Below are 12,350 nucleotides of genomic sequence, written 5' to 3'. Positions count from 1 at the left end.
TCTGAAGCCTCCCTTAATGTTAAACGTCAGTTGTAGTGAACCCGTCGTGACAACACCCAGCCCACTACGATCAGTACAAGACCAATCACAAGTGTGTACAGCCAGGACATCGCCGAGCTTAAGCCAAAGTTCTGGGTTTTGAATGCAGTTTGGTAGATAGCCTGTGTGACTGGACTCCCGGCAAATGAATCAATGATCGTATAGATGACATTTGTCAGAATCAACGGACTGACCATGGGAAATGTAATTTTCCAGAATGATTCATAAGCTGTCGCCCCTTCGATCTTCGCAACCTCATACATCGATCCCGGTACCGATTGCAACGCAGCGAGGAAGATCAGAATCTGGACGCCAGAGCTGCTAATAATCTCATAGATCCGCAAGATGGCTTCTACAATGTAATCCACATAAGCCATCGGCAATCCCACATCCGCCAGCATCCGTACAATGGACACCACATTGAACGAAGCACCGCCATCGGCTGATGCATCCACCGCACTTGCATCCCCCATCAGATTGATTAATCCCGCAGACTCAGCTGCTGCGACTGCACTGGAAGCCAGAATAACCGGCAGGAAAAAGATCGCACGTGCCATCGTTCTGCCTCTGAACTTCTGGTTAAGCAGTGTCGCCGTGAACAGACTGAAGAACAAAATCATCGGCACATTCAGCAGCATCGCTCCAACGGAGTCGACCAGAATCCGGTTGAATGTAGCGTCAACCAGAAGTGCATCCTTGAAATTTTTAAAACCAACGTATTCCAGGACGTATCCGCCCGGAGCAACAGACAGATTACTCAGACTGAATCGAATCGATTGCAGGAGCGGTGTGGCAAAGAGGAAGATGAAGCCGACCAGCCACGGGGAAATAAATGCAAGTCCAAGCAGCGCTCTCCGTGACTTCAGCGATAATCGAATGGTTCTCATCGGTTCGCTCCTCCCACCACATAGTCCGTCCCGCCAACCGTTGTTCCATCCACGGTAACTGCATCCGCATTGTAATTCACAAGGATGGATGTACCGCCAGTATAGGTGATCCGGACCACGCCATCCTGGATGCGTTCATGCTTCAGGATCTGCTCATTCTCCAGTTCTCCCAGCACTTCATTGGCCTGCTTATACAGGGCAACAGCGTCATCCACCCAATAGCTGTACTCCGTTGCGTATGCCGAATCATAATTCGTCAGCTTCAGCCTGGATGATGGTTCATAGGTCCATTGAAAAAATGGAGCTGTCCCAAGCTCCAGGCTGCGCAGCAACTGTTTGCGGAGATCCTGATCCCCAGATGTGTTCATCGGAGATGCCGCATAGTTCATGTATCCATGAATGACCATCGCATAAAACGGAACTTCTTCATCGGTAATATTGAACCGACTCGACCCTGCGGGTACATTCACAACATGTTGTGCACTACCCCAAGCGTAGCTATTTGCGGCAGATATCATCAGGTTCGGATAGGACTGTTCCAACTTGCCAAGTTGCTCCTTCACAATGTTTTTCGCCGTCTCCCGATGAATCACCCGACTATCCCGGTAATCGGAAGTCAGGACCTGCCCGAGATCACGAAGGGATAATCCGCCGAGGTCCAGTTGATTGAAGTTGTCTGCAAACCCACTCACCACATAAGGAAGCTTGGCCGCTGAGAGCAAATAATAGCTGTCCCTACTCTGATCCATGCGATTAAGCGCAGGATTGTATGGATACAGTTCTGCTGTCTCCTTTGTGACAAACCGCGCCGCATCCGAGGAAGGAGCAAAACGCATATCATCGTGATAAATGTGCTGGAAAGCCACATCCGGGAACAAAGCTCCACCCGACTGCTCCAGCTTAGCGGACAACGCCTGAAGTTCGGAACGACTGCCTACTTCACTGTCCAACTTCACCCGGGTTGGCGTATGATGACTGATGCCACCGCCGAACCATCCCTGATAGCGCATTTGAACGCGGTTCACACCTTCTTGCTGTAACTTCGCCGCCATTTCGGTGGCCTGTTCGTACGTCGTCATGGCTAAGGTGGTCCGATAGGGCACGCTTAGGAACGAAGCCTTTTTGTCCACTGCACCAAGCACATCCACATAGAACGGCAACTCTGTCTGTTCTGCGAGTGGTTTCAGTACATCCTGCTTGATCAACTGCTGCTGATACAGGCGGGCCATACCCGAGTAACTGGCATCTTCTCCATGAAGGAAATGATAGCGAACCTGAATGTCTCCACGGAAAGGCTCATCGCTAAGCAGCTGGATCTCCTGCATTTTCTGCGAGGTGTACATCTCCAACTCATCCTCCCCGCGCAGGGAGAAGGTCGCGTGTACATGGTTGTAGCTATTCTGTCTGCCTCCAATATCTGCGGAGATACTGGCAATGCCATCCCCTTTTTCAATGACTGCAAACCAGGCATTTTCCCCGTTCTTCAGACCAAACACAGGCATATACGCGGATTCACTAACCTGAGGACGACTGAGCGAATTATCATTTGGGTCTGTGCCATATACACGCTGTACATACTGCTCTTCCTGGGTTTTTCCGTTGTTCAGATGGATCAGGCTGCCGGAACCGTCAGGTACGAGCATATAGCCCTCGCCCTTTGTATCCGCCGCACCAAAATAAGCGAGCAAATCAATATTCCGAATGCGGTACTGCCCACTTTCTTCTATTTGGCTCAGAGGCACCGTCACAACAAGCGCCCCCTGCTCAAGTCGATATTCCACAGAAATGACAAAGCTGGGCTTATCCGATACGCCTCCGCCTTCGACTCCATTCTCCTGATTGTCAAAAGCCAGATCGTCCGCCGTGTAACCCGCCGTCTCAAAGGCACCCAGCATCTTGTTCAGCACAAGTTGCTTCGAAATCTGTCCATCCAGCCGTTCCAGAATATCCGGATTGTTCTTGGTTGGATAATATCGGGCAGATGTGTACCTTGCGACAGTAGCATCTAGCTTGGAAAGCACTTTCTCATCCAGACGCTGTTTGCTAATCAGTTTAGGCAGCGCGTCAATGCCAAGTGACGTATCACCAAGTGTATAGTTAACCCGAATTCCTTGATCGATCTGACCCACTGTGAATTGTTTGTTGCTTATACTCGAACTGAAATTAGGAAAGTTCTCCAGTGTGCCCATCGAATCCCGGAAAGACACGTTCAACTGGGAGGACAGCACATCTTTTTCATATGCAGAAGCAAGACCATCCTCAGCCCGTTCTTTCGGATTGCTGTACCAGATCTCTCCACTTTTCCCGTCCCGTACTGCAATTTCCGTTGTCTCCTCGTTATAGTACAGGGCCAATCCCTGATCCTCGGCGACTAACTGCATACCAGGCACACCCTGCGAAGAGTCGCTAAGGAACTGCAACGGGTCCTCCGTGACGGGCATGGCCTGGGTTGTTGTCTCCAAATAAGCCGCGGCTTCTACGGCAGGAATTCCCCTGTTGTTTATATACAGCAGCCCGGCTGCAATCATGATTACAGCTGCACCACCAGCCAGCACCGTATATAATCGTTGCCTTTTGTTCACGGATGCCGCCTCCTTTAGGTCCGAAAAATCAACTCGCGGTAAATGTTATAACCGAATTCGTACAGCTGTTGCAACATGCTGAAGACCAGCGCGCCAAGGAATACAATAATGCCCATCACAATGAGTGTCAGCACCATCGTAATGATCGTTCTAATCACCGTGTACTGGTGTACCGTCATCATGCCAATGAACAGAAGCAACACAAACCAGAAAAACGCGATACTATTGAACAGATAATAAAAAGCAGTTTCCTCCTGTACCATAAAACGGCTGATCACGATCATTGGGGCATAGATCAGAATAACCGGAATAAGCGAGTAACCTGTCGCCAGAACGATTTCCCTGAACTTGCCTTCCCCTTCCATCAAGGTTGTTACTGCCCAGTTGGCCATGCACCATAGAAAGAAAGGTACGGCAACCGTGGCGATCTCGATGATGCTGTTAATTGTACGAGGATCGATGTAATTAACGAGGAATCCTGCGTACTGCTTTTGCAAAATCATCATAACAATGGTGAGCGCCAATGCTGCAAAAGCAACAAGCAGCCGTCCCCGGTTATCCGACTTGAGGTCCCAGAATGCATCAATGGGGTGAAAAATGAGATGCAGCGGAAACTTAATGAAATCCTGCTTCACGATCAACCTGCCTCCTCCGTCTCCATTTAACCGCCACCCGGGTCAGGATCAGAATGACAATCAGCGCGATTGCAGCGGTCAGGAATGTACCAAAATGTTCCTTCATCATCTCCCGCCGATGCCTCTTGAACGCCACAGAATAACTCTTGCGATCCATTCCAAGTTCGAAGTAACTTAGCGCTTCCTCGTTTTTCTTCTCCATTAATAAGGACTTGCCGATACCGATATAAGCGATGTCATAGTTGGCATTCAGCTTCAGCACTTCTCTCCATATATTTACGGCCTCCGTGTCCTCGCCCCGATAGTGGAGTGCCACCGCTTCATTCACACGGGCACCAAAACGGGTTGGCTCATAGACGACAAGGTTGTTCTTGCCCCGATCCAGAACCAAGTGATGCTCACCAGATTGTTCAATCGCGACAGGTGTTTTGAGCGTGCCCACCTGATTTCCTTTGCCACCGTATATGTAGAGCAGATGACCTTCATCGTCGTACGTGAACACTCGGTTCTGTGTCGCATCAAGTACACTGTACATGCCGTTGCCCAGCACTTTGACATCAATCAGCTTGGATGGACCCGGATTGTTGCGGAACCGGATATCGCCTTTGACGTCGTAATAACCAAACCGCTTCAGTACATCTTCGCCAGACGGGTTAAGGCGTTTGATCGGTTCATTTGAGCCAGGATCAATATTCGTTGCATACACGAATCCTTTGGGGTCAATATCCGCATTGGAGAACTCCGTTGGAACAAAAAGTACCATCTGTGCGCGCTGAGCTTTGGTTGATAACATGCGCCAGATATATTCGCCGTAGTCCCGCTCCACTTTGTTCGTACCGACGTATCCGATAAATTTCCCACTCTCGTCAAACTGCATAATCCCTTCGTAGACCCCCTGTGCCACAACGTAAACTCGGCCTACATGGTCCACCGTCAGTTTCAAGGGCTGGAACTGGAATTGGGTCGATAGGATATCCGACTCAGGCTTCGTGATGGTTTGTATCAGCGTCCCCTCTCCATCAAGGACAACCACACGACTGTTTCCTGTATCGGCGACATATATGCGTTCTTCTTCATCTACAAACAATCCACCTGGAAGGTTAAAGGTCTCCTTGCTACCATCCATCATGAATCCATCGATTACGCGCAGCAGCTTAAAGTCTGGTTCCAATACGATGATTCGATTGTTGCCGCTATCCAAAATATAGATCAACCCGGAGGGTGAAACGTTCACATCACCGGGGTCTTTGAACTCACTAATGCCGAGGTCACGGCCTGATAGAGTACGCTCGGGCAGATAGGCATCCGGTGAAGGTACAGCCTCTTTCCAGTAGTTGTAGTTATAACTCTCATACGGCGCCGGGGAGGCCGCCGCAGGCACGGCATTCACCAGCAGCAGAGATACTGCTGCCAGGAGAACAAGCCATCTTTTCACTGTGCGTGCCATATCGTTCCCCCTTAATCCTTCATGCCCGAGCTCGCCATCGTCTCAATGATTCGGCTCTGAGAGAAAATAAATAGCGTGATCGGCACACTCATCAAAATCAGTGCTACCGCAGCACCTGCTCCTGCCCGGGATATTCCGCCCTGAATAATCTGACCTGCTGCATAATGCAGGGTCTTGAGCTGCTCGCTGTAGATGTATCCATTGCCATCACTGCCCCATAACATCTGGAACAGTAGAATGATCAATGTAAGCCACGCGGGCTTCACATTGGGCATAACAATGGACCAGAAGATCCGGTATTCACTGGCACCATCAATCTTGGCTGCTTCCAGCAGTGCATCCGGGATCTGCTCCATGAACTGTTTCATCAGATACAACCCGAGTGAATAGGCAAATGCCGGAATAATGACGGCCCAGTACGTGTCGATCCATCCGAGCCATGACATGATCATATAGTTCGGAATGGCCGTCACCGCAGGTGTGAACATCAGTGACAGTACGACCACCTGGAACATGAATACTTTGCCCGGAAACTTGTGTTTGGCAAGCGGGTACGCCGCTGCGGAAGCTAGCAGCACATGGCCTACGATACCGATGCCTGTTATAAATACCGTGTTGAATATATAACGTGAGAACGGCACCCACGAGTCACTCAGCAGATTCAGCAGATCTGTAAAGTTGCTGAACGTCGGATTTTTGACAAACAGCGTTGGTGGAAAGGTGAAAATCTCATCCAATGGTTTGAATGCATTGTTGATTGCATAGATCAGCGGCAGCACCATGAAGGCACCAAATACGAGCAGAAGGGCAAACAGGGAGAGACTTCCCGATAGCGAGCGATTCACCCGCTTTTTGCCTGTCGCAATTGCAGCCATAGCTATTCTCCCACCCTTCGAAGCAGTTTCTGTACCAGCAAGTTGGTGCCCACCATAATCATGAACAGTATGGTGGCAATCGCCGATGCGTAGCCCATCTCAAACCGTGTTGTACCGAAGTCGATCAAGTGGGTGACCACCGTCTCTGCCGCATAGTTCACGCTTGGGAACCCGGCCAGTGCGATCGACACATCGGCCACGGCAAACGAGGTTGTCAGCTGAATGACTGCGCCGAACATCAACTGTGGACGCATCGAAGGCAGGGTAATGTACCATAGTTCCTGCCAGCGATTCTTGATGCCATCCACCGCTCCCGCTTCGTACAATGTCCGGTCCACCGTCTGCAAACCGGCGATAAACGCCAGAAATCCAGTTCCGAGACTCAGCCATAGCTGCACGAGAATGAGAATAGGCATAATATAAGCTTCTGTCTTCAGCCATTGGATCGGCTCCAGCAGAAAACCCCATTTGATCAACAGCCCATTGGCAATACCATAACGATCTCCCGAGAAGATCATCAGCCAGATAAAATACACATTGCCCGAGATGGAGGGCGCGTAGAAGATCAGCGTCATGAACGCTCTCCATTTCGGTGTTAACTCATTAATGATCCACGCGAAGACAAAACAGGCAATATAACTGATCGGTCCGGTAATGATGGCAAACAGCAGCGTATTCTTGATCGCAATCAGGAATACATCATCCTCCAGAAACAGGCGAGTGTAGTTCTGCCAGCCAATAAACCGCGGGAATTCCAGCATGTTAAAGTAGGTGAAGCTGAGTATGATCGAGATGACAACCGGAATCACGGTAAACATGAGGAACAGGAGCATATAAGGTGCAAGCAGAACATAGGAATGTTTGCTGGCCTTCATTTCCTGGAGCTTCCAGCTCCACCACGATTTCATGCCCATCCTTGACGCTTTCTCAGGAGGACTGTTTTGTCCGTCTCGGAGTGATATTTGTGGCACGATTAACCCTCCCTCTGCTTACGGAAGACCAAATTCATTACGTTTGACGCGAATCTCGTCCTGAATATATTGGGTATAATCCATAATGGATTCCCTGGCTTCCACTTGGCCAACAACGGTTTTGTAAAATGCATTGAACAGATGGCGGCCTGTAAAATAACCACCAGGTACTTCAGGAATGCCCTTCACCGTTTCGAATTGTGCCTTGAGATTGGCGTAATCCTCCGCAGGCCACGGCAGGGAATCCAGTGCCTTGATGTTGGCCGTTGGATAACGGGCAGCTGCACCCATCAGTCCTTCCATCTCCCGCCCGAATTCAGCTTGAATCGGTGTACTGGTCCACCACTTCATGAACTCCCACGCCGCATCCTGATCCCTGGCACCCTCCAGCATCATGACTGCGCTGCCTCCACCCGGTACATCCCGATTCAAGGTTCCATCTGCCTGAACGGTTCCTGGTACAGGAACGAATCCCCATAATCCGCGAATCTCCGGTGCAAATACAGACAACTGGTTGTACATGGTGTAATCCGTTAGTCCAATAGGCATCTGTCCTGTCCGGAAACGGTTGGCAAAATCATATTCCCGCTCCAGCTTGTAATCGGTATAGAATTCGGTCCACTGCTTGAAGGTCTCAATTCCGATCCGGGAATCCAGATCCGATTCCTTGTCATCGTTACGATAGAAGGCGCCGCCGTTCTGGAGCAGCATCGTTGCATACTGCGAGTTCGGCGGAATATTGACCCCCTGCATATTAGCCTGGGTCACAACCGGCATACCAAATTCCATATGATTTTTGCTCAGAATCGCGAGTAGAGCCTCGACATCCTCCCAGTTCTGAGGCACTTCAAGCCCAAGTTCTTCGAGCACGTCTTTACGATAAAACAGCATGTTAAAGGTTTGTGTTTCCGGCAGAGCATATACGCCTGAATCATAGGCATATGGCACGATCGCGCTTTCCCTGAACTCCTGTTCCACGGTGCTATAATCACTGAATTGCGTCAGATCTACAGCCGAGTTCCGCATCGCAAAGTTCACCGGTAGATCATTGCCGATCTGCATCGCTACATCCGGACCTTCACCGGACAAGGTCGCTGGCAGCAAGGTCCCCATATTCACCAGCTTCAGATTCACGTTAATGCCACTGTCTGGTGTGAAGGTCTTGTCAATCATCGCTTTCATCGTATTCGCCTGGTCACGTCCGCTACCAATCCAGACAGTTACCGTGCGCTGATCTTCTGAAGTGGCTACATTGCCGATCTGGTTATAATCAATGAAGAACGAATGATAGAATATCTTGGCTTCATGACCAAGCTTCGCGAGTGGTCCCATGCCTGTTCCGGGAATATCACGGTCGATCGAAGTGACGTACAGTGCATCGATCTCAAGGGGTTGCTCTCGTGCCTGCTGCACCCATGTTCCGAGACCACCCGTGTTGGTTTTATAAGCCGCAAGCCGTCTCGGAATGGTATCCGGCTTGTCGATCATCTCGTCTAGTTGCAACGCCATCGTCTTGATCAGTGCTTCCTGATCGCTGGACTGTCCTGACAGAAGACGAAGCTGTGCGGCCACGTCTTTGAGTCGTTTACTTTCCCCGCTGAACACTTCCAGCAGGTTCGGAATCTGTTTCTCCACCCGGTAATCCCGGAATTCATCAGGCTTCGTACCTGTAATCATCAGAATTCGTCGGTACATGGAGTTCAAGTTGTACAGACTGTCCTCCACATTGCGGATAAGGGGTGCAAAGTCACCGAGGCTGTTCTCCAGCCGTAGCACATGTTTTCCTTTTTCCAAGTGAAACTTGTATGCTTCCTTGCCTCCCATGACGTCAATGCGATAGTCGCTTTCGTAACGGAAAGGTGCTTTGGCCATCTCTGCAAACGGAACTTCACCGTCAATGGTCAGTTTGCGTGTAGAATAGATGCCTTTGACGAAATTCTGCTGTGCGGTAAAACCGATATGATAAAGTCCGCTCTCCGGCACATCCACTTCCCATTCGATCCATTGCCCTGGCAAACGCCAGTTAAAGCCACCAATCGTATTGATGCGTACCTGGGAAGCGCTATAAGGAGATACAGCAGAACTTGACCTTTCGCTGGTCGGGTATAACGTAGGTGAAGATTTGGCAATTGCGGCTTCTCCTTCAATGCGAATAAGTACATCCTTCGGCTGCCCGGAAGTATCCGACTGTTGTGCCCCCGCAGTCTCTGCGTAAGGAACGGCTGTCTTCTCATTGAAAAGACGAATGGATCGAATCACCATGGGTTCACGCGATGATTTTAGCGTTAGCGTGTGTTCCCCTTTTTCCAAATAAAACTTGAATGGAGCCTGTTCATACCCGTCTGAGTCCTGAAACGTTTCTTCCATCCAGCGAGGTTCCTCCACTTGTCTCGGGCGAAGGTCGTTACCTTGATTGTCCTGCTCCACGACATCTTTCTCATTCGCCCATACCCGGTCAAATTGCAAATAGGCGGCTTCCGCAAAAGGAAGTTCACCGTCGATGTACAATGCACGCTCAATGGCCGAACTCTTGCCTTCAACGGGATAATAGATGGCGGACAGGTTATACAGCCCGGTCTCCGGCACGTTAATGTTCCAATTGACTTGTCCGGTCTCTCCGGTATGGAGAGATACCCCTTCCATTCCCTCATAATTAGTCAGTTTGCGGACGTCTTCACCTTCGGCTTTTATGTAATCTCCTGCTTCAATGGTGATGTCCACATTCGGCTGCGAAGCCTGATCCGTTCCGGATCGATACTGTTCGTATCCCTTTTTCTGCCGGGTCTGCTGCAAGACTGCATCCACTTCAATGGCAGGCAGATTGCCAGGTGGAATGTCTGCACTCTTCACATCAGCGCCGGAAGTTACATATAGAATGATGCAGGCTGCCGCCACAATGATTAATGTGGACAATATCCATGTCTTACGTTGTAGAATTCCAGCCATCCTACGAGTCCTCCTCATCAAGGCTGATGCCAGCAATGCCGATTTGGTGGTTCAGGAAAAGGGGCTCCGTGCAACCTTGCCGACACGAGCCCCTGCCTGAATCGTTTGCTGGTGATAAGTGTTGTTATTATTTGCCGAGTTTATCAATGGCAGCTTGTGCCTGTGCTTTGTATTTCTCGGCTGTCGCTGTTACGGAAGCGTTGTTTTTGATGATATCGTTCACATAATCCCCGAAAGGGTATCCTGTGTAGGCATCATCCAGCAAGATACGGCCCGTTCCGGCGATGTGCTCGCGAATGATCGCAATATCCTTCTCGTCGGTATAACGACTCTCCAGATAATCTTGACCTGGATACTCTTCAATCTGCGGGATGTCGAAGGTCTCTTCATAGATTTGGTAGACGATCTTTGGATCTTCCACACCTTTTGGAATGAACTTCGCCGATGCCGCGTTGTTTGCATACGTTACCTCTTTGCTACCCTGTGGCCCGTTCGGAATCGGTACAACGCCAACAGCAAAGGTGAGATCGCCCAACTGCCATTCAGCAGCGGTGAACAGAGCTACATCTCCATCTTTGAACGTATTGCTTTCCTCCCAGTTGGTTTTGTCGCCGGTTTTGACCTTCACGACATTCTCCACGTTATACAGGCGTTTGACGAATTCAGCAGCTTCAATCGTTTTCGGATCGGACAATCCTTCTTTGCTATTGGTATCATCCACGATCGTTCCACCATTGGCAGCGGTAAAATGACGAACAACATCAAGCGCCCAGCCAGAAAATCCGTATACGTCAGTTTTGCCGTCGTTATTGGTATCTTTGGTTGCCTGTTTGGCAAGTTCCATGAATTTGTCCCAATCCCATTTGCCTTGGTTATACAGTTCCTGCGGATCAGGCAAAGATAATTTTTTGAACAAGTCACGGTTATAGTGAAGTCCCAGACCAATGCTGGTTGGAGATTCGAAGGCGTATTCGTTGCCTGCAATGGCAGGATATTTTGCAATCAGATTAGCCTCTTGGTTGATGTTATTCTCAGGTGTAGTGAATTCGGAGATGGGCAATAGTTGCCCTTTGAGGATGGCAGGTAGTGCGGATTTGTACTCCATCTGAACGATGTCGGCGAACGGTTCGCCAGCCAGTGCAGACGTTGTGAATTTGTTCATGTATTCTTCAAAAGGTACGTTGACAAACTCCAGTTTTACGTTGTATTTCTTCTCGACCTCTGCAATTTTATCAAGTCTGGCCTTATCGGAGGCCGTCTCTCCCGCCGGTTTCAAGTCCCACCAGGCCGCGACCTTGATGACACGTCCACCCAGATCAGGAACATCAACCACAGCTTCTTCCACTGCGCCTTCTTTTTCTGTTTCAGCGACTTCGGTGCTGTTGCCTGAGTTCGTTGTTCCCTCTGCATCAGTCCCAGTCTGCGTTGTTCCCCCACCACTGCAAGCGGATACAAAAAGAATCACAGCCAATAACATCAGAGGTAGAACATTCCATCTTCTCATCATGATTTTAACAACCTCCCCGAATGTGTATACCAATCATGGTTCACCCTAAATCGTTAACCCCATTCATTAACCAATCGAAAATAAACAACCACCACCATTTGTTATTTTCTTGTTTGTTTTTGACAAACAAAATTTAACACAGCAAAATGTAAGCGTCAACATTTTTGTTGTTAACATTTTCTAATTATTCTGATAAAATGCTGATAAAACTGTAATATACCCGCATTACAGCTTATTCAACATCCTGAACTCTAAGTACACACTTATTAAAACCATGATTCCAACTTTGTTTATTTTGTTATTTTTATAAAATAACAAAATAATAATTCAGCAGACAAAATTCGTCATTCTATCTGAAAATATGCTTATCGTCACGTTGAACGTTCATCCTAAAATACTGTGCATCACTAACATTTTGAATCTTCTGTCCGTTATTAGATTAAGAGAAATACATCATGTTA

8 protein-coding genes are annotated in these 12,350 nt (G+C 49.0%); all 8 read right to left on the bottom strand.

From position 1 onward, the window contains the following. Positions 1–26: 26 nt before the first annotated feature. On the bottom strand, positions 27–926 hold the full coding sequence (locus NZ043_RS17710; protein WP_339308998.1) for a sugar ABC transporter permease: 900 nt from the start codon (positions 924–926) through the stop codon (positions 27–29). Then, entirely contained in the window at positions 923–3,508 is a 2,586-nt protein-coding gene (locus NZ043_RS17705) for a DUF5696 domain-containing protein (protein ID WP_339308997.1), read from the bottom strand. The genes NZ043_RS17710 and NZ043_RS17705 overlap by 4 nt, the downstream gene beginning before the upstream one ends. A 14-nt stretch (positions 3,509–3,522) precedes the next feature. Continuing rightward, positions 3,523–4,143, bottom strand: a complete 621-nt coding sequence (locus NZ043_RS17700; protein WP_133384080.1) for a YIP1 family protein — start codon at positions 4,141–4,143, stop codon at positions 3,523–3,525. Then, positions 4,124–5,590, bottom strand: coding sequence for an NHL repeat-containing protein (locus NZ043_RS17695; RefSeq protein ID WP_339308996.1), 1,467 nt, complete (start codon positions 5,588–5,590; stop codon positions 4,124–4,126). The genes NZ043_RS17700 and NZ043_RS17695 overlap by 20 nt, the downstream gene beginning before the upstream one ends. Before the next feature lie 11 nt (positions 5,591–5,601). Next, positions 5,602–6,465: a carbohydrate ABC transporter permease gene (locus NZ043_RS17690; RefSeq protein WP_017689719.1), complete on the bottom strand. Its 864-nt coding sequence runs from the start codon at positions 6,463–6,465 to the stop codon at positions 5,602–5,604. A 2-nt stretch (positions 6,466–6,467) separates the two neighbouring features. After that, positions 6,468–7,379, bottom strand: coding sequence for a sugar ABC transporter permease (locus NZ043_RS17685; protein ID WP_133385912.1), 912 nt, complete (start codon positions 7,377–7,379; stop codon positions 6,468–6,470). 75 nt (positions 7,380–7,454) lie between these two features. After that, positions 7,455–10,382: an extracellular solute-binding protein gene (locus NZ043_RS17680; RefSeq protein ID WP_339308995.1), complete on the bottom strand. Its 2,928-nt coding sequence runs from the start codon at positions 10,380–10,382 to the stop codon at positions 7,455–7,457. A gap of 127 nt (positions 10,383–10,509) precedes the next feature. Continuing rightward, positions 10,510–11,886, bottom strand: coding sequence for an extracellular solute-binding protein (locus NZ043_RS17675; RefSeq protein WP_339312791.1), 1,377 nt, complete (start codon positions 11,884–11,886; stop codon positions 10,510–10,512). Positions 11,887–12,350: the final 464 nt, after the last annotated feature.

This window comes from Paenibacillus sp. FSL k6-2145, assembly GCF_037976585.1.
Classification (GTDB): Bacteria; Bacillota; Bacilli; order Paenibacillales; family Paenibacillaceae; genus Paenibacillus.
The sequence above is the reverse complement of the archived record's forward strand: the minus strand, read 5'-3'. Positions and strand labels throughout refer to the sequence as shown.

What these genes read in the sequence shown, in the direction of transcription:
- NZ043_RS17690 (WP_017689719.1), bottom strand. Translation starts at nt 6,465, where the DNA reads ATGGCTGCAATTGCGACAGGCAAAAAGCGGGTGAATCGCTCGCTATCG.
- NZ043_RS17680 (WP_339308995.1), bottom strand. Translation starts at nt 10,382, where the DNA reads ATGGCTGGAATTCTACAACGTAAGACATGGATATTGTCCACATTAATC.
- NZ043_RS17685 (WP_133385912.1), bottom strand. Translation starts at nt 7,379, where the DNA reads ATGGGCATGAAATCGTGGTGGAGCTGGAAGCTCCAGGAAATGAAGGCC.
- NZ043_RS17675 (WP_339312791.1), bottom strand. Translation starts at nt 11,886, where the DNA reads ATGAGAAGATGGAATGTTCTACCTCTGATGTTATTGGCTGTGATTCTT.
- NZ043_RS17695 (WP_339308996.1), bottom strand. Translation starts at nt 5,590, where the DNA reads ATGGCACGCACAGTGAAAAGATGGCTTGTTCTCCTGGCAGCAGTATCT.
- NZ043_RS17710 (WP_339308998.1), bottom strand. Translation starts at nt 926, where the DNA reads ATGAGAACCATTCGATTATCGCTGAAGTCACGGAGAGCGCTGCTTGGA.